The sequence below is a fragment of the Solibacillus sp. GQ1 genome (assembly GCF_059758555.1).
The window spans coordinates 131,190-156,200 of the sequence record NZ_JCAXEX010000004.1; the positions used below are offsets into that span (position 1 = coordinate 131,190).

Here is a 25,011-nt window from a genome sequence, read left to right on the forward strand (position 1 = left end):
TTAACTAGTTAGTATTTACCCCTACGATGGTCGATATAATCTCAAAAAATCATCGTAAATAGGGAGTGCCTCGAAATTATATTTCGGGCACTCCCTTTCACAGTTTTATCGAATTTTCAAAATAGTATAAAAAGGAGGTACGGACATTGCTTAACTTTATTATTAAACGATTACTCTATATCGTACTTGCAATGTACTTAATTATTACAGCAACGTTCTTCTTAATGCAGCTTGCTCCCGGTAGCCCGTTTACAAGCGAACGTGAATTGCCACCTGCTATCGAAGAACAGTTAAACGCGAAATACGGGTTGGATAATCCTTGGTATATCCAATATAAAGACTATTTAGTAGACACGATGACCTTTGATTTTGGGGAGTCAATGAAATACAAAGGCCGTTCCACAAATGACATTATCGCAGAAAGCTTCCCTGTATCCCTTGCTTTAGGTCTTCAGGCGATGGTTTTAGCTATTGGTCTTGGTGTTTTACTCGGTGTTGTTTCTGCACTGTATCATAATCGCTTCGGAGATTATGCCGCGACAATCTTTGCAATTTTAGGGATTTCAGTTCCCTCATTCATTTTAGCCGGACTATTACAGTATTACTTGGCATTTGAAGCTGGCTGGTTCCCGGTAAGTGGCTGGAAAGGATTCGCCTATACGATTTTACCTTCGTTGGCAATCGCTGTTACCCATGCCGGATTTATCGCCAAACTTACTCGTTCTAGTATGTTGGAGCAAAACAATAGTGAGTATGTAAAGCTTGCTCGTGCAAAAGGTCTAGGAAAATGGACAATCGTGTTCAAGCACTCTTTACGTAATGCATTATTGCCGGTTGTAACGTATTTAGGCCCACTATTTGCCGGTGTTATTACAGGTTCGTTCGTTATTGAACAGATTTTTGCGGTGCCAGGACTTGGCCGCCATTTCGTAACAAGTATTACAAACCGTGACTATACGGTAATTATGGGTACGACTGTGTTCTATTCATTAATTTTATTACTGGCTGTATTAATCGTAGACATTTTATACAGTGTCATCGATCCACGTATTAAATTGAAAGGAGCGAAAAAATAATGGCTCAAAACGAACAGCAAATACCAAAAGTATCAGCTGACATGTTCGATGTTGTCGGTCGTTCAGAAAATACAGATGCCCTTTCTAAAAAGCAAGTATCTTATTGGAAAGAAGTATTTTATCGCTTCTCTCATAACAAGTTAGCTGTAATCGGGTTAATCCTTCTTATTATAATTGCAGGATTTGCAATTTTTGCGCCGATGTTCTCTTCTTATACATATGAACAGAATGTTGGATTATACAATACGGCTCCTTCTGCAACACATTGGTTCGGTACGGATGACCTTGCGCGTGATATTTTCGTCCGTGCATGGGAAGGTGCCCGAATTTCATTATTCATCGGTATTACTGCCGCTGTAATTGACTTAATTATCGGTGTTTTGTGGGGAAGTATTGCAGGTTTGGCAGGTGGTCGTGTCGATAATATTATGATGCGTATCGCAGATGTATTGACTGCAATCCCTTATTTATTAGTAGTAATTATATTATTGGTAATCATGGAACCTGGTTTAATTCCTATGATTATCGCCCTTTCCATTACAGGTTGGGTAAACATGGCACGAATTGTACGAAGTGAAGTACTGAAAATTAAAAATCAGGAGTACGTACTTGCTGCTCGTACATTAGGCGCAAATCAATGGCACATCATTAAACGTCACTTAATCCCAAATGCAATGGGTGCTATTTTAGTAACAATGACAATGACTATTCCAAGTGCAATTTTCACAGAGAGTTTCTTAAGCTACTTAGGTTTAGGAGTTCAGGCTCCTTTAGCCAGCTGGGGTACAATGGCCTCTGAAGGTTTCAAAGCACTTCAATCTGCACCATGGCGATTATTGTTCCCTGCAGCTTTAATCTCGATTACAATTTTCGCATTTAACGCAGTTGGAGACGGCTTACGTGACGCACTTGATCCGAAATTACGTAAATAAGGAGAGTGTACGCAATGAAGAAAAAAGTATTAGAAGTAAACGACTTACGTATTAATTTCAAAACGTACGCTGGTGTCGTACAAGCCGTACGCGGAGTAAGCTTTGAATTATACGAAGGCGAAACATTAGCAATCGTTGGTGAATCCGGTTCAGGAAAATCAGTAACGAGTAATGCATTGATGAAGTTAATTCCACAACCACCTGGTATTTATGCCGGTGGTGAAATCAACTTCAATGGTCGCAATATTATCCCTTTATCGGAAAAAGAAATGATGCAAGTTCGCGGAAATGATATTTCAATGATTTTCCAAGACCCCATGACTGCATTAAACCCAACAATGCGTATCGGGTCGCAAATTACCGAAGTGCTTTTAAAGCATAATAAAGTTAAAAATAAGGATGAAGCAAAAAAACGTGCGGTTGAGTTACTTGATCAAGTAGGTATCCCTTTCCCTGAAAAACGTTATAAGTCTTACCCTCATGAACTATCAGGCGGAATGCGTCAACGTGTTGTCATCGCCATCGCACTTGCAGCCGATCCGAAGCTTTTAATTGCCGACGAGCCAACAACTGCGCTTGATGTAACAATTCAGGCCCAAATTTTAGAGCTGATGAAAGAACTTCAAAAGAAATCAAATACGTCAATTATTTTCATTACACATGATTTAGGTGTTGTAGCAAATGTTGCGGACCGTGTTGCGGTAATGTATGCAGGTCAAATCGTTGAGTATGGTACTGTGGAAGATATTTTCTACAATCCGCAGCACCCGTATACTTGGGGACTTCTTGGCTCTATGCCGGACTTAAACAACTCTACTGATGAGTTGTTAATGGCGATTCCGGGTTCACCGCCAAACTTGATCGATCCACCTAAAGGCGATGCATTTGCCCCTCGTAATGAGTTTGCAATGAAAATCGATTTTGAAATGGAACCGCCAATGTTTAAAGTATCGGATACACACTACGCAAAAACTTGGCTACTGCATCCTGATGCACCAAAAATGCCTGTTCCTGATGCGGTAGCACGCCGTATTAAAGGCTATCAACAGGAGGGCATGTAATTATGGCAAATAAAATATTAGAAGTACAAGGCTTAAAACAATATTTTGGCACTGCTAAACAGCCGATTAAAGCGATCGATGGCATCTCCTTTGATGTGTATGAAGGCGAAACATTAGGTTTAGTCGGGGAGTCAGGCTGCGGTAAATCTACAACTGGTCGCTCTATTATCCGCCTTTACGATATTACAGAAGGTCAAATTACCTTTAAAGGCAAAAACATATCAGAAATGAAGTCTCGAAAAGAATTGATGCAATTCAACCGTGAAATGCAAATGATTTTCCAGGACCCTTATGCGAGTTTAAATCCTCGTATGACGGCCGGCGAATTAATTGCAGAAGGCTTTGATATCCATGGCCTGTATAAAAATAAAAAAGAACGCCAAGCTCGTATTGGTGAGTTGCTGGAAGCAGTTGGACTGACACGTGAGCATGCTAACCGTTATGCCCATGAGTTTTCTGGTGGTCAGCGTCAACGTATCGGTATTGCCCGTGCGCTTAGTTTAGACCCAAGCTTCATTATTGCAGATGAGCCGATTTCTGCGCTTGATGTTTCTATCCAAGCACAGGTAGTAAACTTACTGAAGCAACTACAAAAAGAACGTGGGCTAACTTATTTATTCATCGCCCATGATTTATCGATGGTAAAGTATATATCAGACCGAATTGCGGTTATGTATCGCGGAAAAATATTAGAACTTGGAAGTGCGGATGAGATTTACAATAACCCAATCCATCCTTATACGAAGTCTCTATTATCTGCAGTTCCTCAGCCAGATCCGGCTTATGAACGCAACCGTACACGTATCCCGTACAAACATGTTGAACATGATCCGGCTGCTAAAGTAATCGAAGCCCGCCCTGGCCATTTCGTCTTTGGCACAGATGTACAAGTAAAAGACTGGGCTAAATAAAAGAACAAAATAAGAACTCCTTCACGAGGCAATGTGAAGGAGTTCTTTCTATATTATATAAGGAAATTTCCAATGACTATTACTTAATAATTAAAATGCTTCTGATGTTGTTTTCGCTTGCATATGCAATGTTAAATAATCTGGTCCGCCTGCTTTAGAGTCAGTACCTGACATATTGAAGCCGCCAAATGGTTGGTAACCAACGATTGCACCTGTACAGCCGCGGTTGAAATAAAGGTTTCCAACATGGAACTCTTCGCGAGCATACTCTAAGTTCATACGGTCATTTGTAATAACAGCACCTGTTAAGCCGTATTCCGTGTTGTTTGCAATATCAATCGCTTCTTCAAATGAATCTGCTTTTGTAATCGCTACAACTGGACCGAAGATTTCTTCTTTCATAATACGCGCTTCTGGATCTACGTCGGCAAATACTGTCGGGTGTACGAAGTAACCAACAGAATCATCTGCAGTACCACCAGCAACTAGACGGCCTTCTGTTTTACCAATTTCAATATACTCACTGATTTTTTTGAATGCTGCTGAATCGATTACTGTTGCCATAAAGTTGTTATTGTCTGAAGGGTCACCGATTGTTAATGATTTCGTTAACTCTTCCACACGGTTTACAACTTGATCATATACATCTTTTACAATTACTACACGTGAACATGCTGAACACTTTTGTCCTGAGAAACCGAACGCTGATTTTACAATGGACTGTGCAGCTAACTCTAAATCTGCATCCTTATCAACAACGATTGTATCTTTACCACCCATTTCAGCGATGACACGTTTAATCCAAATTTGACCTGGGCTTAATTTTGATGCGCGTTCGTTAATACGTAAACCGACATCACGAGAACCTGTAAAGCTGATGAAGCGTGTTTTCGGGTGGTCTACTAAGTAGTCCCCTACTTCCGCTCCACTACCAGGAACGAAGTTTACTACGCCCTTTGGTAAACCTGCTTCTTCAAGCACTTCAATAAATTTATAAGCGACAACCGGTGTTGTTGATGCTGGTTTTAATAATACTGTGTTACCAGTAACAACAGCTGCTACAGTTGTACCTGCCATAATTGCGAACGGGAAGTTCCAAGGAGAAATAACAATCCCGATCCCTAGTGGAATATAATCATAACGGTTGTATTCATTTGGACGACTTTCTACTTTACGTCCATCTTTCATTTCCAGCATTTGACGGCCGTAATATTCTAAAAAGTCGATTGCTTCTGCAGTATCTGCATCCGCTTCATTCCATGGCTTACCTGCTTCTTTCGTTAACCATGCAGAAAACTCATGCTTGCGGCGGCGGATAATTGTCGCTGCTTTAAATAATACGTCTGCACGGATTTCAGGTTTAACTTTTTTCCATGATTTGAAGGCTTTATCTGCTTCTTGCATCGCTTTTTCAGCCAAGTCTTTTGAAGCTTTTGAAACAGACCCAATCACTTCTGTTTTCTTTGCCGGGTTATATGATACAATTTTTTCTTCTGTCGTAATACGTTCGCCACCGATAATTAGAGGATAGTCGGCACCAAGCTGTGATTCTACTTTTTTAAGCGCTTCCAAATAAGCTTGCTTGTTTTCTTCTACCGAGAAATCTGTAAATGGTTCATGTTTATAGTTAATCATTTATCATTACCTCCGATATTAAGTGCAATATATTTTTGCATCATATTATGTTACTTAATTTGAATTATGCAATATAATAATGCTTAAATCAATTATTTTTTCTAAATTACGCAAATTATCTCATTTTGACATTCCCATGCTAAAATAAAATGGAGGGGGTTACACCGTATGAATCAACTAGATGACTCTAGTGTTTTTGAATTTATGATTGAAAAAATAGAAACCGGTCTTTGCGCTATTGACGAAAATGGACGAGTCATCGTTTACAACAAAAAAATGCGCGAACTTACTGGTGAATCACTTGAACAAATAACACAGCGCTTTTTATCACAGTCACTTGACTTTAACTTGGAGCAAAATATGCTGCAAAAAGTTTTAGCTTCGGGTCAAAGTTTTAAACATATTAAGCAAACGTTCTGGAATGCCCGTGGTGAAGAAGTCACAATGATGAATGACTATTATCCATATACCCTTAATGACGGTACGAAAATCGCTATTCAATTTTCCCGCGATATTACACAGCAGGAGTTTTTAATGGACCGTCCTTTAAGTCGTTACGGAGCTCCATTAACTTTTGATATTATTACCGCTGTCTCAAAATCGATGAAGCAAGTAATCCAGCAAGCTAAAATTGCCGCGCTAGGCCGAATTCCGGTCATGCTTGTCGGTGAATCAGGGACAGGGAAAGATATGATTGCAGAAGGTATTCATCATGAGTTGGCAGAAAAAAACGAACGCTTTATTACACTTATTTGCCGCCGCAATGAAGAAACTTTGCTCGCTCAAATCGAAAAATATATTGCCGAGGAAAAAAACTATACGTTTTTTGCCGAGCGGATTGAGTTTTTATCAGATGAAGCACAAAACCGTATCGTGGAGCTTCTGGAGAAACATTCCGAACGTAACCATGTATTTATTGCAAGTATTGGTGAAGATCCGATTGACCTAATCCAGAAAGGTCATCTCTCCAAAAATCTGTATTACTTATTTTCTAACTTAACAATTCAAGTACCGGCATTACGTGAGCGCCGTGAAGACATTAAGCCTTTCGTGGACGATTATTTCGCTCGCCGACGCATTGCATACGGCAGCCCGGTTAAAGGTCTATCACCTGAAATCGAGGAAATATTTCTGAACTATGAATGGCCAGGAAACTTAAAAGAACTAGAAGTGTTACTGGATGATATTAGTGCATTACTTACAACAGAAGAATATGTGGAACTTATACATATCCCAGCATATTTCAAGTGGAAGCTCCAGCAAGCCGAGCCAACTACCTCCGAGCAGCAAAAATTATTTGACTTCTCCGGACAAACATTGCAGCCTCTTGATGAATATATGCGTAAAGTTGAGGATTATTATATTTCACACGCCTTACAGCTGAATGATGGAAATATTTCACAAACAGCTAAAGCACTAGGCATCCACCGCCAAGGTTTACAATATCGCTTAAAACGCAAGTGAAACTGGAAATATATTCTATTAATTACCATTTAACAGATCCGCTCTATGTGGGTCTGTTTTTCATTTTACAAAGTGCAATATTATAATGCATGTCATATAAATGATGTTTTTTAGAGCATGTAAACGTTTTAATAAAGTATTTCAGCAAAATTTTTTTACAGCAAAAACCGTTGCTATTTCTCGCTTTTCCTTCTAGCAAACACTAAACTTCTCAAAATTTGTTTCCTTTTTTGAATTTTTTGTTTTATACTCACGTCAATAACAATAAAATACTTTTTTAATCGCAGGGGGATTGATTAAAATGTCATTAAAAGATTTTTTTATCGCACTTTCAGAGAATCAAACATTAAATTCTGCAGCCCAAAAATACGGATTTAAGCTAGGGGCGCAAAGTGTCGTTGCAGGTACAAATATTGATGAAGTTATAGAAAGCATCAAGCATTTAAATGCACAGGGTATTTCTTGTACTGTCGATAACCTAGGGGAATTTGTGTTTGAGAAGTCAGCTGCACTTGCTGCAAAAGAGCAAATTTTGGCAGTAATCGAACGCATTCACAGTGAAAACCTTGATGCACATATTTCTTTAAAACCATCTCAGTTGGGGTTGGATATTGATTTCGAGTTTAGCTATGAAAATCTAAGAGAGATCGTTGCATTGGCAAATGAATATCAGATTTTTGTTAATTTTGATATGGAGAACTATGCTCGTTTACACCCTTCATTTGAGTTATTGGAGAAGATTCATGCTGAATACGATAATGTTGGTACAGTAATTCAAGCGTACTTTTTCGAGTCAGATGAAAATGTCGAACGTTTTAAAGATTACCGTTTACGCCTTGTAAAAGGTGCTTACAAAGAAGACGAATCTGTCGCTTATCAAAATAAAGCCGATATTGACCGCAAGTTTATCGAGCAAATTGAATACCATTTACTACATGGCAAATTCACTTCAATTGCAACACATGACCACAATGTAATTAATCATGTAAAACAATTTGTCGAAAAGCATAATATTCCGAATGATAAATTTGAGTTCCAAATGCTTTATGGTTTCCGTAAAGAAATGCAGTTGAGCCTTGCAAAAGAAGGATACAACTTCTGTACGTATGTACCATTTGGTAATGATTGGTATGGCTACTTTATGCGTCGTTTAGCTGAACGCCCGCAAAACCTGACTCTTGTCACAAAACAAGTATTTACGAAAAAAACAAATACAATTTTAGCTGTTGCAGCAGGTGCATTTTTAGCCGGACGTATGTCTAAAAAGTATAGATAAGTACAGATGCGCCATATTTTATTGCGTTGACGACCATCTATCGAAGCATGTTAAACTAGTCAAAAATTATTAATAAAGGAGTTGTCTTTATGTCGGATTATAGCTATCAGTTGTTGGCCATTATTATTTACATGATTGTGATGCTCGGTATCGGTTGGTATGCCTTTCGAAAAACTAGCAACCTGACAGACTATATGTTAGGCGGGCGCGGTCTCGGTGCAGCTGTAACAGCATTAAGTGCCGGTGCAGCGGATATGTCGGGCTGGCTGTTAATGGGACTTCCAGGTGCAATCTATTTATCAGGACTTGTGGAAGCTTGGATTGCAATCGGTTTAACAATCGGTGCTTACTTAAACTGGTTACTTGTAGCACCTCGTTTACGTGTTTATACACAAGTAACAAAGGATTCCATTACAATTCCAAGTTATTTGGATAACCGTTTGCGTGATAACACTAAACTATTACGTATCGCATCCGGAATTATCATTTTAGTATTCTTTACATTCTATGTATCTTCCGGAATGGTATCCGGCGGTAAGTTTTTCGAAAGCTCATTCGGAATGGATTATCATACAGGTCTTTTATTCGTATCTGCAGTAGTTGTCGCTTACACTTTATTTGGCGGATTCCTGGCTGTTAGTTATACGGATGTTATTCAAGGACTTATTATGCTTATTACATTAATTGCTGTCCCTGTTTTCGGAATTTTCCTAACAGGCGGTATTGGGGAAACGGTCGATTCCATTAAAGCGGTAGATCCGGAAATGTTCAGCCTTCTTCCATCTACTGTGACAGCTGCGGCTATTATTTCTTCTCTTGCATGGGGGCTTGGCTACTTTGGTCAGCCACATATAATTGTGCGCTTTATGGCGATTTCATCTGTAAAAGAAACGAAAAGTGCACGCCGTATCGGTATTGGGTGGATGATTTTCAGTTTACTAGGTGCGCTTGCAACAGCTTTGGTCGGTGTAGCATACTTCCAACAGCAAGGTACGGAATTAAAAGATCCGGAAACGGTATTTATCGTACTAGGACAAATTTTATTCCATCCGTTCATCGCAGGAATTGTACTTGCAGCAATTTTGGCAGCAGTTATGAGTACCATTTCATCACAATTAATCGTAACTTCTTCAGCACTGATTGAAGACATTTATAAAGCTTTATTCAACAAAACTGCGACAGATAAACATTACGTATTTTTAGGTCGTGTCGCTGTACTATTCGTATCTATCATTGCCGCAATTGTTGCATGGAATCCTGAAAGCACAATTTTAGGACTGGTAGCATTCGCATGGGCAGGTTTCGGTGCAGCATTCGGTCCAATCATTTTACTTTCCCTGTTCTGGCGCAAGCTTACTAACTACGGAGCACTTGCCGGCATGGTTGCCGGTGCCGCAGTTGCATTTGTTTGGGGTCGTACGGAAAGTTTAACAAGCATGCTTTATGAGATTGTACCTGGCTTTATCGCGTGTTTAGTCGTTGCAGTCGTAGTAAGTATGTTAACGTATAAACCAAATGCGGAAATCGAAGAAGAGTTCAATGAAACTCAGCGTATTTTAAAAGAAGAGCAATAGTAACAATAAAAACGGTATGATCTTTTATAGATATACCGTTTTTTCAATATCCAGAAAAACTTTTGATGGAGGTTATTTTATGCAACTTGCACAACTATTCCCTTCCCTTAAGCAACATAGTACATACCCGACAGCCCATAATTCTGCAACTACAATTTTTTATGATTCGCCTAATGCATGTTGGTATGAAATCGCCAAAAGTGAAATAACCGAACGAGATGCTCTATTGTTAAAGCATTTTTATCATGAATGTAGTGAGCAAACGGATCCGTGGTTACAATTATTAACACAAGGAGTTGTACCAAAGCCAGCTACTTACTCTTCTATTCGAATTTTACAATATCATATTAATAATGATGCCGCGCAATTAAAATACGCTATCGAACTTTTCTTTATGCATGATGCTTATCTTCTTGAAGTTTCTCCTACTACTTTCTGGATTATTTTGTTTAAAAATTATTCACGGGAGGAACTGGAAGGCTTTATTGCTATACTGGAAAATGATTTTTATTTGCATGGACAACTTTTCATAGGTCAAATGCTGCCAGTTTCCGAGATGCTTCACCAATCTTTCTCATCAGAACAAAAAATGTTTCAGACTATTTTAGAACGGCAACATCAAACGATCTATACATTTTCTGAATGCTTCCTAACTATACTGCCGTTACATTTAAATCTGCCGTTACAACAATATTTGCAGCATACGCTGTTCAATAATTTAAATGATGAAATGATTACTACCATTACAACGCTATTTTCCCATAATGGAAACATGTCCTCAGCCGCAAAAGAATTACATATACACCGCAACACGTTGTTGTATCGAACACAACGTTATTTTGAAGAAACATCATTGGACTTAAAGCGCAGTGACGATCTGCTAATAGCTTATTTAGCAGCTCAATTGAATAAACTGACAAAATATCCCTGAAAATTTTAAGCACATTGCACAAAGGCATTCCCCTCTTAATCTTTTATAATATGAAAAAAGGGGGATTGTTTTTTATGTTAGATTTTGATCATCTTGTAAAACGTTATCCCGATGGCTATGTAGCTGTTGAAAATTTTCATTTAAAGGTTAAACCTGGTGAATTCCTTGTACTTGTTGGTCCTTCAGGCTGCGGGAAATCTACGACATTGCGTATGGTGGCAGGACTTGAAACGATTTCCGAAGGGGAACTACGCATCGAGGGTAAACGAGTGAATGAAGTTGAACCAAAAGACCGTGATATTGCAATGGTGTTCCAAAACTACGCTCTTTATCCGCATATGAATGTATATGATAATATGGCTTTTGGCTTGAAGCTGCGTAAATTCTCCAAAGATCAAATTGATAAAAAAGTACGTGACGCTGCAGCAATTTTAGGGTTATCGGAATTATTGGACAAGAAGCCAAAATCCCTATCCGGTGGTCAGCGCCAACGTGTTGCATTAGGACGCGCCATTGTTCGTGACGCGAAACTGTTTTTAATGGACGAACCATTATCGAACTTGGATGCAAAACTTCGTGTACAAATGCGCTCTGAAATTACAAAGCTCCATTACCGTTTAAATACGACGACTATATATGTTACACACGACCAGACGGAAGCGATGACAATGGCTTCACGTATTGTTGTAATGAAAGATGGAATCATTCAGCAAATCGGAACGCCTCGTGAAGTATATGATACACCTGAGAATGTATTTGTTGGCGGGTTTATTGGTTCACCAGCTATGAACTTCCTTCGCGGGAATGTCGTAGGGGAATATTTTGAAATTGCCAGCGAAAAAGTTCGCATTCCCGAAGAAAAATTAAAAGTATTAAAAGAACAAAATTATACGGACCGGGAAATTATTTTAGGTATCCGTCCTGAAGATATACATGACGGCAATAAACAAGACTCGAGCAGTGTTGTTAAAACTAAAGTGCAAGTAAGCGAATTAACCGGTGCAGAAATGATTGTTTATGCATCAATTGATGACCAGCAATTTGTAGGCAAAATACACGCAGATGCAGATGTAGCTATGGGCCAGGAGCTTTCCCTTAACTTCAACTTAGCTAAGGCACACTTTTTTGATCCGGCAACTGAAATGCGGATTCGCTGATTAGTAAATAATTAGAAAAAGCAGTCAGAGAAAATTCTGACTGCTTCTTTTTATATTTTATAGCAACGCTGCACCTATCAGTCCGGCATTGCCTTTATTTAAACTTGCTTGCACTCTGCCTTTTTTATGTTCAAAGAATGGCAGGCTGAAATACTGATCAACCAAACGGGAAATTTCATCCACAATTAGCGGATGATGATTCATAACTCCTCCGCCTAGTACAACAACATGCGGATCTACTAATAGGATGAAACTATTAATTTTCTGAGCGATTTCTTGCTGCCATTCATGGATGAGCGGCACAATACGTTCATCATTTTCATAGTAGCGGTCAAAAAATTGCTGTAATGTCCATTCTTCATTTGTATGCTGCTGTAACTTCTTTAATAAACCAGGTCCAGCACATACTTCTTCAAAATAGGCCCCTGCGCTTGTTAACGAAAAACCGATTTCCCCTGGAATTCCGGCACCTCTTAAAAACTTTCCTTCATGAATGATACAGCAGGCAATTCCTGTACTGATCGTGACATAAATGAATGTCTCTTTTTCAAAATGACGGATTTTATATTCTCCATTTGCTGCTGTCATCATATCTGTTTCCATAAAAACTTGAGCTTTCGGAAATGCCATTTCAAGTCTTTGGACGAGCGGAAAATTACGCCATGGCAAGTTTTGCTGAAATACAACAAGCCCTTGTTTTAAATCTAATATTCCCGGTAAACCGACCGCAACTTTTATAACGTCCCCCCCATCTTCATCTTCCAGAAGCTTATGAAAACCAGAAATAATGGCCTCAAATAATGATTCAGATTGCTGGGGACTCTTTGCTTCCATTTGCTTTATTATTTTTTCAGGCTGTTCTTGCTTCGATAAAGCAAGTGCTAATTTTGTCCCTCCGATATCAGCACTTAAAATCCACATTTAGTCCACCTGCTTCACAAAAATTCCGTAGTCTTTCCAAATCGTATAGCCAAGCTTTTCATAAAAGGCGATTAAATCTGTCCAATCAATAAAGAACGTCTCTTTACCACGTTGCTGCAAATAATATTCTGCTGCTTCAATAACCGCACGTCCTAATCCATATTTTCTATAATCTTCATTTACCCCTAGTGGACCAATGCCACCTAATCGGTCAAACTGCTCTGCCCAATTATAGTTCGGCCCCTTCCAGGCACTATGTTCGTCATTTATACGACAGAAGCCAACAATCTTACCTTCCCATTTTACAACGACATAATCTCTTCCTGTACCTCCGTGAGCAAAATAGTCATGTGCTTCAAAAGTCCAACGTCCGGGAAAAGACTTGCTCATAAAATCAATGAGTTGCTGTTGTTCCTCTTTTTCCAATAGAACAAATTGAACATTGTTTTTTTCAGGCAATGACAATCGCTCTGTTATCGTTTTCGTAAAGTCTACACTATTGACAACTCTCTTAAAGCCAAACTTTTCGGCGAATGCAACACCTTGCCGTTGATCAAGTGGGACTCCGCATAATAAGTGGCCTAAATCTCCGCCAAACTGGATTTTCTTTATTCCGTTATTGTGAAGGGCCTGTTCTGCATATTGATAAAGTTCTGTCGCAATTTTTTGCTGACGGTAATCCGGGTGTACGAGCAGCATTTGAATCCAGCCATGCTCCTTATTTAAAGAAACGCCGTGTGTTTCATGCCAAACTTTTGCAATGACAACACCGACAGTTTTCCCGTCTATTACCTTTATCGCACTTCCTTCATCTAAAACATAAGATGATTGCCAAGTATTTTGTTCAAGCAAGCGATCCGACAACTTAAAGTCAGGCAAACAAATATTCCATAAATCTACTATGTCCTTGTGAGATTCCTTTGTTACTGGCTTTAGCATCCTATTTCCCCCCAAATGTTTCTTCCATTCGACGTAACGGATCATCAAAAAAGTTTTCATCCCATTCAACAACTTGCCCTTGTTCTATTAACTGTTGTTTTACTTGTTCATATGAAATGTCCTGAACTGGTTTCCCTTCCTGCAGTGCAATTGCCGCTACAGTACCTGCCCCTTGCCCGAGCATCATAAATACCGGTTCCATCCGAATTGAACCATAAGCAATATGAGAAGCACTTAGGCACACAGGAACAATTAAGTTTGTACAATGCTCCTTCTTCGGTAAAAGCGAACGCAAATCGATCATAAATGGTTTTACCGGTACTTGGATATCACCTTCATTCATTACTCGCCCATTGACGACGATCCGACGGCAATTATGTGAATCCATATGAAAAGATGCGATTGCAATAGGTTGTTCGCAAATTACTCGTTTTAGTGCATTGTGTTCTGTCATAACATACTCGCCTACCATTCGCCTTGCTTCTCTTATATACAGCTGGCGCGGCCAATTGCCTGTATCGGTAAACTCATCTGCCGCCAATCCCCATTGTCCCACTTCTTCACGAATAACAAGCGGCACTTCTTCATCATTGGCTAAAAAGTACAGTAGCCCTGCAACATATGTTACATGCTGCTGATACATTTTTTCTCTTAATTCATAATCCCCATCTGGGAAAGCATAATTCATTCCGATAAAATCCGTAGAAAATGCCCCATGGTTATTTAAATCGGTTTTTCCATTCATCAATGGGGTATGTAACTTCATCGCGTCCCAATGCCCTGCCTTTATATAGCGTAACAGCAGTGCATAATTATTACGCTCATATCCATTCGGTTTTGGGAACGGCACTTTTTTTTCCTTTGTTAAACACATCCGGAAATTATAAGCTTGAATTCGATGATCACCTTCACCATTTTGCTCTTTCACAACCTCATCCGAAATTCCATACAATAGTCCGCTTGCCGGATTGCCTTCTTCTATATACGGATCGATAAAACTTTCAAACTTGTGATGTTGTGCACCAAATTGAACTCCATTATAAATTTCCTTATAAACTGTGCTTGCTTCTCTTCCTACAATATATTCAACCCCTGCATGTGCCAGCAGATCACCTTCATAGCTGGCATCAATAAATTGCTTTGCTTCATAGGTTGTACTGTCTGTCATAACGATTTGCTGAATTTGCCGGTCTTCAAGAAGAACCGATTCAATAAATTGCTCCGTCTGGACATCAATCTCATGTTCTTCTAACCATGTTTTAAATATACGTTCTGCTACATGCGGCTCGAAACGTACACATTTTTCGATACGATAGTGGTGCGCAATCTCGTCATAAAATTGCTTCGCTAAACCACCAAGCGCCTGTTCAGCACCTAAGTCCGTTGCCCCTAACCCACTTGTCGTCATCCCGCCGACAAAGCGGCTGCATTCAGCAATACGAACATCATGTCCCTTCTTTTTAAGGGTAATTGCTGCTGTAATGCCTGCAGGTGTCGCACCGTATATTAATACATCCTGCTTATAATGCTGTTGTCTCTTTTCTTTTTTACAGTAATAATAAACCGGTTCCCACATTTATAAAGCCTCCCAACGTGATTTCGTAGCCTGAACGACTCCCTGTAATGACTCCACATATTGTTGAAGCGGTTCCTCTACTTGCTCCTGTTGCAGCAACTGTTCCATTTTATTTAATAACTCCAGTACTTCAAGTTTCATTTCCGGGTTTTTGGCCTCTACAACACGGCTTGGGAAAAATACGGCGTTATACTGACTGTTTTGGGCAAAAATGTGTTCAATCTCTTCTGCAAGCTGCTGCATGGCCGGTGACAGTAAATACGAAACAGTTTCTACATCTTCCCAAAGCGACCTTGCAAATACGACATTATTTAATTGCTGATACTGCTGATAATCGTATTGCTCCATATGTAGCTGAGCCTTTGCGAGTTTATGAAGTGGCACGACTAAATTGACCATTCCATCACAGCCTGCTTTTTTATAATTTTCTATATCTGTCGCTATTCGTTTAAATAATAGCGGGAAAAGTTCACTTAGCATGAAGTGGTCACTGTAATATTCAAAAACTGTAATCTGTTTGTCAGTTGCACTGCGCCAATCCATCAGGCTATCCCATGCACGCTCATCACGTTCTGATTCATAACTGTGTGCATAATTACGTCCCCAAAATGCATATAAAACATTGGCTGTACTTACCTGCTGTTCTTTGCGCTCAAGCATTTCCCAACTTAGACCGGCATTATAGACGATATGCTCTACTTCAACTTGTAAACCTGCTCCAGTTAATGCTTGCTGTAGCTTTTCGGTGAAAGCCATATATTGAGTTAAAAAGAGCTTTGCTTCTTCACCTTTTGCTCCCACATCTTCCGGCCAGAGTGAAATCCGTCGAATAACGGGTTCTGCTTCACAGTAAGATACGATTACTTCGATGACTGATTGCTGAGCTTTTTCATCCTGTAAAAAGTCATGATTTTTTAGCGCATTGGCCGCTGTAAATTCTGTTTCCTCTCCAACTAAGTCATTTACCGCCCCATCAGCAGCAGCCTTTCCGGAAACGCTAACTCCTTTTGCCTTTGCCAATAAATAACGTAAACTGTGCCCGCCTAACGTGACATCAATCCCACGCTTTTTTATTTCCGGCAATAGCGCCTCCTTTACTTCATCCCATAGGAAAAATGTAAAGAACACTTCATTTAGTCCGTTTTTCGTACCAACATCTAGCATCCTCTTTAAAAAAGGGATGTCATCGATTGTTTCAAATACATTTCCTCTACGACTGAATTTCGGTTTTCCTTCATAGGTACTTGTCAGCCCTTGAATACCAATTTTTTTCTCATTCTCCAACTCCAAAAATACAAGCCCTTCTACCTTTTCAATCAGTTTATACACCCCGTACAACAAGGAACGACTTGTATTCCCGCGAATCACATAGTTATTTTCAGTGTAATTAATTACATATTCATCACCATTTCCCAATGGATTCAACTGTTCAAAAATGACTTGTTTATCCCCCGTATAAAAGCGTTCTAGTTCTTCAAATGCAAATTGTTCAATTTCATTTTTATAACTTTTTAGTTTTTTCATCTGCATCATTCCCTTTCGTTAATTGCTCCGGTTTAACGAAAAGGATACCCGTTACGAGTATCCTTTGAATTGTCCTATAGTTTTACTGCTTGCTTTTTGTAATTTGACTCATATGCTGCCAACGCTATTTCTAAAGATTTCAATCCATCATAACCGGAAATAAGCGGTTGCTTTTGATGCTGAATTGAATTTAGAAAGTCGACAATTAAATCAAAATCGGTATCATTTCCGCTATATAAATGTGTGAGCGATTTGTTGCCTTTCCCATACAGGTTAAGCTTCTCGTTGAACACATCGACTTTTCGCGTTGCTTTCGTTCCGATTACTTCAATCATCACGTCACCCCATGTCGGAAATTCCGGGAACCGTGACCAGCTTGCATCGTGTGAAGCAATCACACCATTATCAAATACAATTGTCATGATCCCTGCATCATCCGTACCAAGCTCGGTAAAATAGTTATTCGCAAATGCTGTAATTTCCTTTGCTTCGCTGTTCATATACCAGCGCATAATATCAACCATATGGACGGTATGATCCAATACCGCGCCACCACCTGCCAACCCCTCATCGACAAACCATCCGCCCGGGTTTTGCCCGCGGTTAGTAGAACGGATTGCAACGATTTCTCCAAGTTCACCTGCATCAATGGCTGCTTTCAAATCTCGGATAGGTGCACTGTAGCGGACCGGATAAGCGATTGACAGTTGCACACCGTTTTCTTTACATACATCGATCATCTCTTTTGCATCATCAATATTTGTAGCAATCGGTTTTTCACATAAAATATGTTTTTTTGCGTTCGCCGCCGCAATTACCATTTCTTTATGAAACACATTTTCACTGCAAATAAGCACAACATCGATATCCTCTGCTAAAAATACATTCATATCTGTAAAAAATGGTACATCATATTGCTTGCTCGCATGCATACCTCTCGTTGTATCCGTATCAAAAATAGCTGTTAATTTCGTACCGGGGATACGCTGAATTGCCTTTGCATAGCTAGTAGCATGAATATGTGCAAAGCTCATAATGCCAATGTTCATCGCAGTTCACCTCGTTGCAGGAGCAGTCTAACAGCAGCCAGTCTTTCATCATAAGCATCATTCCATTGAACCGCATACTGATGAACTGCATCTATATTTTTGAACAGGTTTCGATTGTTGTCTGTGTCACTCGTCATTTGTAAACTATCAAACTCTGCAATATGCAGATGGCTGCTCCATTCAAGTTCAATCCGATCCTGACCCGTCCGGTATTCTAAATGGGCCATAATCGATTCTCCGAATTCACACAGAACAATCGTATAATGATTTTCTCCAATTTCATTCGAACGTACCGATACGTTTCGAACGGTTCCAAACCATTCCGATAAAGCAAGGATATCTTCTTCTATATACGAGAAATTATTCGTCGTTCTTCGCAGTCGAAGGACGCCTTTTACCGTATCATGTGCTTTCAACACTTCATGTAATTGAATGGCAAATGAATACGACCATAAATCGAAGTAAATCCAGCCTTGTTTATCAGAAATCGAGAATGGCTTATAGGCATCTGCTGCAGGCTGTTGCAAAATTGTTACGGTATTAGCCTCTTCACTGTTCTCGTTTGTAAAACGATACAGCGGAGAGTGCATAAGTAGCTTCCGGTCTTTTTCCAATACGATTTTCACTAGTAATCACCTACAATTTTATTTCTTGATTTGTTGCAGCCGATTCATAAATTGCCGCCAACATTTTCGTCACTTCAACCCCGTCTTCCACTGTAGAAATAGGCTGCACATTATTAATACAGCAATCCACAAAATGATTGATCTCGTTGATGAATGAACCTGCGAAATCGAAACTTAACAAATCGATTTGTGGTGTAATATTTAAAATCGTTTCATGCTGCTCTTTTATAATGGCCAGTTCCGGTTCTACTTCGGCACCGCCATTTTCACCATAAAGTTTTACGGATACTTCATCCTGTTTTGCATGTAGTGTAAAACTTACATCCACATAGAGAGAAGCACCATTTTCAAAACGAATGAGCGCATTCGCAAGATCTTCAACATCATTATGCTCAGCGTCATAATCCGCCGCCTTATAGAAAGATAAGTTTTCAACATGGGCGCGATTTCCTAACTTTTTGTACGTATTACCTGAAACTGAAATCGGCTTTGGTTTCCCCATTAAATACCAGCAAAGGTCGATCATATGCGTTCCTAAATCAATTAAAGGCCCGCCACCGGATTTTTTAATATCACTGAACCAGCCGCCCGGATTGCCTAATCGGCGTATGCATGAAGCCTTCGCATAATAAATTTCGCCCAGTTCACCTGCATCAATAAACTTTTTAAGTACCCCTACATTTGTTGCAAATCGGCGTACGTATCCAACTTGTAAAATCTTATTCGATTCCTTTACTGCAGCTTCAACTGCATAAGCTTCATCAAGCGTTAAACTTAATGGTTTTTCAAGTAGAACATGCTTGTTCTTTTGGAGTGCCTGAATTGCAATTTCTGCATGGGAGTTATTCCAGGTACAGATACTGATTGCATCAATTTCCTCGTTCGCAAGGAACTCACTTACTTTTAAATATAAGTTCTCTACACAGTATTTTTTGCCTAAAGCTTTCAGTCTTCGTTCATCACTATCACAAATCGCAACAATCTCTACATTGGGATGTTCGAAATAAGGTTTTAAATGATACTCGGAAATAGATCCTCCTCCAATTACACCAACCTTTAACATGTTAATTCCCTCCCGAATATTCAATGATGGCGGTCAATGCCTCACTGCTCTCTAATATGTCATACACACCGGCTGAATTTTCAAAAGGAATTTCCAGTTGCACAAAGTCAGAAACATCGATCGCCTTTCGTTCCAGTAAACGAATATAGGCTGCCAGGTTGCGCCCTTCCGTCCAGCGAACATAATGATACGGGTAGTCAATCGCTTCTCTTTCATAGCGAGCATCATAACGGCCTGGTCCGCCAGCTCTTGAAATCGTAATGATCGCTTCCTTTATAAACAATTGTTCACGATTAAATTGTGGTTCTACATCACCGACAATAACAATTCTGCCTTGCTTACGAACCCACTCAAGGGTACGGGGAGTTGTTTCAGATTGTTTGCCACCAGCACATAATAGAACAGCATCTACACCATGCCCTTTCGTATAATCCACAATATGCTGTTCCATTTCTTTTAAATCCGAAAAAATTTCAATGCCCGGTGTACCTTTCAGCATTTCTGCTCTTTTTTCATTAGGTTCATAGCAGATGACGTCATAACTTGCTGCTGCGCAAATCTTTGCAATCATTTGGCCAAGTACTCCTAACCCGATAACTACAACCGATTCACCGAACTGCAGTTGTCCTTGACGTATTGCGTGAATGGCAATCGTACCGTGTGCTGCGAATGCCGCGTGCTTTGGCAAAACTTCTGCAGAACATTTAGCTACTAATATTTCCGGTACAACAAGCTGCTCCATATGCCCAACATAAGGTGCACCGTAGCAAGCAACGATATCACCTACTTGGACGGTTGTAACACTTTGACCAATTCCCTTCACTTTCCCAACAGCGCTATAACCAAGCTGGCGTACCCCTTGTTTGCTTCCTTCAATTAATAACCGTTCAGTCCCTGGTGAAACAGCAGTATAATAGGTCTCTACTAATACCCCTGTTGCAAAAAGCTCGGGTTGATCGATTTCAGCTATTTTCACGACACCATCATGTGCTTGTAAAGCTTTCACTCTTCTCACCTGATTTCCACTTTGCTAAATTTTGTTTAACAAATACATCATCATTTAAATGCGGATACATTTTATAAACTCGAGTTATTTCATCGGCTTGACCTTCACTTAATACTTCGTGGTCTGCCAGACACCAGTTTCCTTTTAACAATCCTTGTCTCGTCAATACTTCATTGATCCCTGCAATGCTCCCTTTAAAGGCATGTGCCGGGTCGAAGAAAGCCGCATTCGCATCTGTCACTTCGATGGCTTTTGTTAACCAGCTTGCATCAATTTGTGCTTTATCTCTAGCTGCCTTAATCTCTTCAAAATATTGAACGGCAGTTTTTGCCCATACTGACCAATGCCCCAACAAGCCGCCAACCACTTTCTTTTTAACGGTTTCACCATTAATCGTAAATGCATATTCAGTTAATAGATCAATGACAATATTATCGTCATTTCCTGTATAAAGAGCGATTTCATCCCGGCGGTCGCTATTGTTTACAGCCCGAACGACATCTAATGTTTGATAGCGATTAAAAGGCGCCATTTTAATTGCATATACATTTTCTATATTGGCAAGTTCATGCCAAAACTTGTATGTGAATACACGGCCGCCTACTGATGGCTGTAAATAGAAACCAACTACAGAAATGATTTTGGCAACTTCTCTCGTTCGCTCCAATAACTGCGCTTCTGATAAATGTTGGAGTCCTCCCATACTTAGTAAAGCTAAATCATAGCCAAGAGATTTTAAAATTGTCGCTTCATTTTTCGCCTGCTCTACCGGACCGCAAACACCACCTATTTTAATGAAGGATTCCGGAACATTCGCTTTCTTCATTTCATCTATTGCAATTGAAAGAACACGCTCATACAAGTTGAATTGGGGATCACGAATCTCAAATTGTGTCGTATGAACACCAACTGCCAAGCCCCCGACACCAGCTTCAATATAATATTTCGTCAAGGCACGCTGACTTACTTCATCCAACGATTTGTCTTCGTTTAACGCTAATGGATGCGCCGGAATAAACGCACCGTCAAACAATGCTTTTTTTACAGCTTCATTCATTTAAAACGCCCCTTTTCGCTCTTGGAAATGCGTTGGTTTATTTAATGTGGCACCATCTAATTCCACCCAATTTGCAACCATATCAAGCATTTGCTCAATGGATACACGGGGATAGCCAAATAATTTATGGGCATGGGCCGCTGTATTTAATAATGCTGTTTCCTGTTCCACCCCTATAATTATAGCTTCCTTATTAAAGCGTTTTGCAAACTCCTTCGCCAGCCAGCGAACAGACAATGTTTCCGGCCCTGTTACATTCAGAATTTTTACAGGTGATTCGCAATGTATTAGCGAGCGAATCGCGTATTCGTTTGCATCCCCTTGCCAGATGACATTGACACTGCCCATCGTGACATCAACCGGCTCATTATTGTAGACGGATTTTGCAACTTCCAATAAAACCCCGTATCGTAAATCAATCGCATAATTTAAACGGAACATAAGCATTTTTGTATGAAAGCGATTGGAGAAATTCGTAAAAATACGTTCTCTTCCTAATGTGGACATTGCATATTCACCAACGGGAACCGGTGTTACATCTTCTCCGCAATTGCCCGCTGTTACAGGAGTAAATGGATAAATATTGCCTGAAGAAAATACGACGATATTTGAGTTTTTAAATTTATCTGCCACACGACCTGGTACGTATGTATTCATCGCCCATGTGAAGTGTTCGTTATTAACTGTACCGAATTTATTTCCCGCCATGAAAATGATATTCGTTATATCCGGTAACTGAGCGAGTTGCTCTTCATCCATTAAATCACAAGTAATTGTTTCAATCCCTGCAGATTCCAGCTCTTCTTTCATTTCTTTATTTGAAAATCTGGCCACACCGATGATCCGTTTCTCGATCCCCGCTTCTTCAGCAGCACGCTTCGCCATTTTTGCTAAAGTAGGACCCATCTTTCCTGCAATTCCTAAAATCAAAATATCACCATCAATTTTTTTTATATCCTCTACTAATGCAGCAGAAGGTTTTGTCATAAATTCTTCTAATTGTTGTACCGTTTGCATTGCGGTCACCCCTTTATAAATTGAATATTCTTACATCTTTCTGTAAAATTATATTAATATGGATTTTTGGAGGCACAGACATAATGAATAAGGCACTTCCGTATACCTCACAAAGTTTAGTAGGGATTATTGTTCCTGAAATTTTGCAGGATACAATTAAAGAAGCATTACGTGGATTCCCTAATATCCAACCACATTATTTTTTAACACAAGACTTTATAATGACGGACGAGCTACAGCGATTTATATATGAATACGAAATGCTTGTCGCAGCAGATCCTTATATTTTTCAGCAATTGAAATTCTATGATTCATCTTTGCAGCTTTATCAGATTAATAGTAGAGCGCTTCAGCTATATGAATTGCTATTAACCCATAAAATACAAAATGAACAGAAGCAGTATTGTTTTGACTTTTTACAACAAAGTACCATCTTGTCGATTACACATCAGTTACATCATAAAATCGACTATGTGTTTTCTGAAGGCGAAACGGTTGATGCCATATTGGAAAATCATATAAAACATGCTGAACAAGGCTATTTTCCGGTTACTACGATTGCCTCTGTCTATGAATCATTAAGTGAACATAATATCGAATGTCGTTATTTAATTCCGACAAAGCAAGAATTGATTGTTGCTTTTGAACGGGTATTATTGGCCTCTAAAGGGCGACAAAACAAAGAAAGTCAAATTGTATACGGTTTGATTCAATTTGAATTGATTGCTAAACAAGAACAGTCGAAAGTGGAACAAATACTGCAGCAGTTCACACAACAAATGGATGGTCATTTAATCATGCTGAATCCATTACAATATAGTTTTATTACGACCCGTGGGCAATTTGAGCGCGAAACATTAGGGTACAAACATTTGCCGCTGCTTTCCCGTTTTAAAGAAGAGCTGAAAATTAATTGCATAATCGGTGTCGGCTTTGGAATCAATGCAAATGATTCTGGTCGTCATGCCAAACAGGCTCTCTATCAGGCAAATGAAAACGGACCAAACCTTTGTTATATCGTGCGTGAAGATAATAGTGTGATCGGTCCAATCGATACGACCGTTTTTATTAACTATGAACAGTACCCGTTAGTCATAACAGATTTAAAATTATTGGAGCGGGCGGAAAAAGCCGGTATGTCCGCATCCTATATATCCAAATTAATGGGTCGCATTATGAAGCATCAAAAGTTTATTTATACAGCCGAAGAACTTGCTCAAACATTGAATATCACGTTACGAAGCGCAAATCGGATACTGCTAAAATGGCTGGATGCCGGACTAGTTGATATTATCGGCGAGGAAAAGGTAGCTCACCGAGGACGTCCTAAACGCATCTATTATATTCAGTTTTTAGAAGATATAAAGAATCAGTAAGTTGTGCTGGCAATATGCTTTATCTGATCTAATAGTTTGATTGTCTGCAATGTGTCGGTGAGATCAATGTGACTTTTTTTCTCTATAAAAAATTGCTCTATTGCATCAATCAGGCGATCATAAAATCGGACATCTCCTTCAGCAATTTCAAACCATTCACTTTGCTGCTGAGTATGTGTTACAAATTGAAAACTTTGACGATGCTGCAAGTACCCTCTAATTGAAGATACTGTCCCATCCTGATATGTTAATGAGATAAAGTGTTGCTGATCATTAAAGGTAACGGCTATGTCTTTGAAAGATGTTCCTTTTAACGCACTGATCATTTCCACTGCATGTATGCCATAGTAGTAATAGTCGAATTCCTGCAGCATCGGCAGTGGAGTTATGATGTCCACTGCCTCAATGCTCTTTTTAGATTTTGCCAGTTGAATTTCTTCAGCAAAGCGTAAAGCAGAGCAGCTCATCAAAGGTGTTCCCTTTTCATTGGCTAGTTCCATAATGGAAATGGCCTGCTCGTAATTTTGTGCCAATGGTTTATCGATAAAAATAGGTTTTTCAGAAGCAGCCAAGACTGCAAATTGCTCGAAATGTTGTGAGGCATCAACCGATGTAATGATAAACGCATCACAAATGTCTGCCAGTTCCTGTAGTGTTTTTATAAAAGGAATTCCTCTTATATGCAACTCCGCTGAAACTCGTTCAATTCGGTTTCTACTTATTTCAATTGTAGATCCACCCCGATATGCGAATAGCTCATGACCTTTTTTCTGTAGCCTTTCACTGAACGCGACTGCATGGGTTGAATCTGCTCCGATCATACCTATTTTCATAGAAGCC

General features: G+C 39.5%; 22 protein-coding genes. 10 read left to right on the forward strand and 12 right to left on the reverse strand.

What is annotated here, in order from left to right:
* Positions 1-146 precede the first annotated feature (146 nt).
* From AC6CH1_RS16020 to AC6CH1_RS16035, 4 genes are read left to right on the forward strand one after another with little or no spacing between them, the layout of a single operon-like run.
* Complete coding sequence (locus AC6CH1_RS16020) at positions 147-1,076, forward strand: ABC transporter permease (RefSeq protein WP_008405519.1); 930 nt, start codon at positions 147-149, stop codon at positions 1,074-1,076.
* Positions 1,076-2,008 (forward strand): ABC transporter permease, encoded by a 933-nt coding sequence (locus AC6CH1_RS16025; RefSeq protein WP_285848940.1) that lies wholly within the window; start codon positions 1,076-1,078, stop codon positions 2,006-2,008. Before AC6CH1_RS16020 ends, AC6CH1_RS16025 begins: the two co-directional genes overlap by 1 nt.
* A gap of 14 nt (positions 2,009-2,022) precedes the next feature.
* Positions 2,023-3,069, forward strand: a complete 1,047-nt coding sequence (locus AC6CH1_RS16030) for an ABC transporter ATP-binding protein (RefSeq protein WP_251690770.1) — start codon at positions 2,023-2,025, stop codon at positions 3,067-3,069.
* A 2-nt stretch (positions 3,070-3,071) separates the two neighbouring features.
* Positions 3,072-3,980 (forward strand): ABC transporter ATP-binding protein, encoded by a 909-nt coding sequence (locus AC6CH1_RS16035; RefSeq protein ID WP_251690771.1) that lies wholly within the window; start codon positions 3,072-3,074, stop codon positions 3,978-3,980.
* 90 nt (positions 3,981-4,070) lie between these two features.
* Here the strand turns inward: AC6CH1_RS16035 and pruA are convergent, their stop codons facing one another.
* Positions 4,071-5,615 (reverse strand): L-glutamate gamma-semialdehyde dehydrogenase, encoded by a 1,545-nt coding sequence (gene pruA / locus AC6CH1_RS16040; protein WP_008405509.1) that lies wholly within the window; start codon positions 5,613-5,615, stop codon positions 4,071-4,073.
* A gap of 168 nt (positions 5,616-5,783) precedes the next feature.
* Here pruA and AC6CH1_RS16045 point away from each other — a divergent pair, with 168 nt between their 5' ends.
* The 5 genes from AC6CH1_RS16045 to AC6CH1_RS16065 all read left to right on the forward strand — a co-directional run bounded on the left by AC6CH1_RS16045 (position 5,784) and on the right by AC6CH1_RS16065 (position 12,017).
* Positions 5,784-7,079, forward strand: coding sequence for an AAA-type ATPase lid domain-containing protein (locus AC6CH1_RS16045; protein WP_251690772.1), 1,296 nt, complete (start codon positions 5,784-5,786; stop codon positions 7,077-7,079).
* Between the two features lie 301 nt (positions 7,080-7,380).
* A complete protein-coding gene (locus AC6CH1_RS16050; protein ID WP_251690773.1) occupies positions 7,381-8,355 on the forward strand; it encodes a proline dehydrogenase family protein in 975 nt (324 codons plus the stop codon).
* An 89-nt stretch (positions 8,356-8,444) separates the two neighbouring features.
* Positions 8,445-9,929 carry a sodium/proline symporter PutP gene (gene putP, locus AC6CH1_RS16055; protein ID WP_251690774.1) on the forward strand — a complete coding sequence of 495 codons (1,485 nt, stop codon included), beginning with the start codon at positions 8,445-8,447 and terminating at the stop codon, positions 9,927-9,929.
* A 79-nt stretch (positions 9,930-10,008) separates the two neighbouring features.
* A complete protein-coding gene (locus AC6CH1_RS16060) occupies positions 10,009-10,860 on the forward strand; it encodes a PucR family transcriptional regulator (RefSeq protein ID WP_498318469.1) in 852 nt (283 codons plus the stop codon).
* 74 nt (positions 10,861-10,934) lie between these two features.
* A complete protein-coding gene (locus AC6CH1_RS16065) occupies positions 10,935-12,017 on the forward strand; it encodes an ABC transporter ATP-binding protein (protein ID WP_498318471.1) in 1,083 nt (360 codons plus the stop codon).
* Positions 12,018-12,074: 57 nt separating this feature from the next.
* Here AC6CH1_RS16065 and AC6CH1_RS16070 read toward each other — a convergent pair whose 3' ends face one another.
* The 10 genes from AC6CH1_RS16070 to AC6CH1_RS16115 all read right to left on the reverse strand — a co-directional run bounded on the left by AC6CH1_RS16070 (position 12,075) and on the right by AC6CH1_RS16115 (position 22,795).
* On the reverse strand, positions 12,075-12,938 hold the full coding sequence (locus AC6CH1_RS16070; RefSeq protein WP_498318473.1) for an ROK family protein: 864 nt from the start codon (positions 12,936-12,938) through the stop codon (positions 12,075-12,077).
* Positions 12,939-13,877, reverse strand: coding sequence for a GNAT family N-acetyltransferase (locus AC6CH1_RS16075; protein WP_498318475.1), 939 nt, complete (start codon positions 13,875-13,877; stop codon positions 12,939-12,941).
* 1 nt (position 13,878) lies between these two features.
* A complete protein-coding gene (locus AC6CH1_RS16080; protein WP_498318477.1) occupies positions 13,879-15,453 on the reverse strand; it encodes an FAD-dependent oxidoreductase in 1,575 nt (524 codons plus the stop codon).
* Positions 15,454-16,977, reverse strand: coding sequence for a hypothetical protein (locus tag AC6CH1_RS16085; protein ID WP_498318479.1), 1,524 nt, complete (start codon positions 16,975-16,977; stop codon positions 15,454-15,456).
* 74 nt (positions 16,978-17,051) lie between these two features.
* On the reverse strand, positions 17,052-18,026 hold the full coding sequence (locus tag AC6CH1_RS16090) for a Gfo/Idh/MocA family protein (RefSeq protein WP_251690781.1): 975 nt from the start codon (positions 18,024-18,026) through the stop codon (positions 17,052-17,054).
* Positions 18,023-18,652 (reverse strand): peptide ABC transporter substrate-binding protein, encoded by a 630-nt coding sequence (locus AC6CH1_RS16095; RefSeq protein WP_498318481.1) that lies wholly within the window; start codon positions 18,650-18,652, stop codon positions 18,023-18,025. Before AC6CH1_RS16095 ends, AC6CH1_RS16090 begins: the two co-directional genes overlap by 4 nt.
* A 10-nt stretch (positions 18,653-18,662) precedes the next feature.
* The gene (locus AC6CH1_RS16100; RefSeq protein ID WP_251690783.1) at positions 18,663-19,715 is read right to left on the reverse strand and encodes a Gfo/Idh/MocA family protein; all 1,053 of its coding nucleotides are present in this window, start codon (positions 19,713-19,715) and stop codon (positions 18,663-18,665) included.
* A gap of 1 nt (position 19,716) precedes the next feature.
* Positions 19,717-20,730 (reverse strand): zinc-dependent alcohol dehydrogenase, encoded by a 1,014-nt coding sequence (locus tag AC6CH1_RS16105; protein WP_498318483.1) that lies wholly within the window; start codon positions 20,728-20,730, stop codon positions 19,717-19,719.
* Positions 20,699-21,778, reverse strand: a complete 1,080-nt coding sequence (locus AC6CH1_RS16110) for a dihydrodipicolinate synthase family protein (RefSeq protein WP_498318485.1) — start codon at positions 21,776-21,778, stop codon at positions 20,699-20,701. The genes AC6CH1_RS16105 and AC6CH1_RS16110 overlap by 32 nt, the downstream gene beginning before the upstream one ends.
* A complete protein-coding gene (locus AC6CH1_RS16115) occupies positions 21,779-22,795 on the reverse strand; it encodes an NAD-dependent epimerase/dehydratase family protein (RefSeq protein ID WP_498318487.1) in 1,017 nt (338 codons plus the stop codon).
* An 83-nt stretch (positions 22,796-22,878) separates the two neighbouring features.
* On the opposite strand from AC6CH1_RS16115, the gene AC6CH1_RS16120 reads away from it, so the two are divergent.
* Positions 22,879-24,171, forward strand: coding sequence for a transcriptional regulator (locus AC6CH1_RS16120; protein WP_498318489.1), 1,293 nt, complete (start codon positions 22,879-22,881; stop codon positions 24,169-24,171).
* On the opposite strand, the gene AC6CH1_RS16125 is transcribed toward AC6CH1_RS16120, so the two are convergent.
* The gene (locus AC6CH1_RS16125; protein WP_251690788.1) at positions 24,165-25,004 is read right to left on the reverse strand and encodes a Gfo/Idh/MocA family oxidoreductase; all 840 of its coding nucleotides are present in this window, start codon (positions 25,002-25,004) and stop codon (positions 24,165-24,167) included. The two genes, AC6CH1_RS16120 and AC6CH1_RS16125, sit on opposite strands and share 7 nt — an antisense overlap.
* Positions 25,005-25,011: the final 7 nt, after the last annotated feature.

Bases quoted from the DNA above. Each gene is read 5' to 3' on its own strand.
- AC6CH1_RS16025 (WP_285848940.1), top strand. From the start codon at position 1,076: ATGGCTCAAAACGAACAGCAAATACCAAAAGTATCAGCTGACATGTTC.
- AC6CH1_RS16030 (WP_251690770.1), top strand. From the start codon at position 2,023: ATGAAGAAAAAAGTATTAGAAGTAAACGACTTACGTATTAATTTCAAA.
- AC6CH1_RS16035 (WP_251690771.1), top strand. From the start codon at position 3,072: ATGGCAAATAAAATATTAGAAGTACAAGGCTTAAAACAATATTTTGGC.
- pruA (WP_008405509.1), bottom strand. From the start codon at position 5,615: ATGATTAACTATAAACATGAACCATTTACAGATTTCTCGGTAGAAGAA.
- AC6CH1_RS16045 (WP_251690772.1), top strand. From the start codon at position 5,784: ATGAATCAACTAGATGACTCTAGTGTTTTTGAATTTATGATTGAAAAA.
- AC6CH1_RS16050 (WP_251690773.1), top strand. From the start codon at position 7,381: ATGTCATTAAAAGATTTTTTTATCGCACTTTCAGAGAATCAAACATTA.
- putP (WP_251690774.1), top strand. From the start codon at position 8,445: ATGTCGGATTATAGCTATCAGTTGTTGGCCATTATTATTTACATGATT.
- AC6CH1_RS16060 (WP_498318469.1), top strand. From the start codon at position 10,009: ATGCAACTTGCACAACTATTCCCTTCCCTTAAGCAACATAGTACATAC.
- AC6CH1_RS16065 (WP_498318471.1), top strand. From the start codon at position 10,935: ATGTTAGATTTTGATCATCTTGTAAAACGTTATCCCGATGGCTATGTA.
- AC6CH1_RS16070 (WP_498318473.1), bottom strand. From the start codon at position 12,938: ATGTGGATTTTAAGTGCTGATATCGGAGGGACAAAATTAGCACTTGCT.
- AC6CH1_RS16075 (WP_498318475.1), bottom strand. From the start codon at position 13,877: ATGCTAAAGCCAGTAACAAAGGAATCTCACAAGGACATAGTAGATTTA.
- AC6CH1_RS16080 (WP_498318477.1), bottom strand. From the start codon at position 15,453: ATGTGGGAACCGGTTTATTATTACTGTAAAAAAGAAAAGAGACAACAG.
- AC6CH1_RS16085 (WP_498318479.1), bottom strand. From the start codon at position 16,977: ATGAAAAAACTAAAAAGTTATAAAAATGAAATTGAACAATTTGCATTT.
- AC6CH1_RS16090 (WP_251690781.1), bottom strand. From the start codon at position 18,026: ATGAACATTGGCATTATGAGCTTTGCACATATTCATGCTACTAGCTAT.
- AC6CH1_RS16100 (WP_251690783.1), bottom strand. From the start codon at position 19,715: ATGTTAAAGGTTGGTGTAATTGGAGGAGGATCTATTTCCGAGTATCAT.
- AC6CH1_RS16110 (WP_498318485.1), bottom strand. From the start codon at position 21,778: ATGAATGAAGCTGTAAAAAAAGCATTGTTTGACGGTGCGTTTATTCCG.
- AC6CH1_RS16115 (WP_498318487.1), bottom strand. From the start codon at position 22,795: ATGCAAACGGTACAACAATTAGAAGAATTTATGACAAAACCTTCTGCT.
- AC6CH1_RS16120 (WP_498318489.1), top strand. From the start codon at position 22,879: ATGAATAAGGCACTTCCGTATACCTCACAAAGTTTAGTAGGGATTATT.
- AC6CH1_RS16125 (WP_251690788.1), bottom strand. From the start codon at position 25,004: ATGAAAATAGGTATGATCGGAGCAGATTCAACCCATGCAGTCGCGTTC.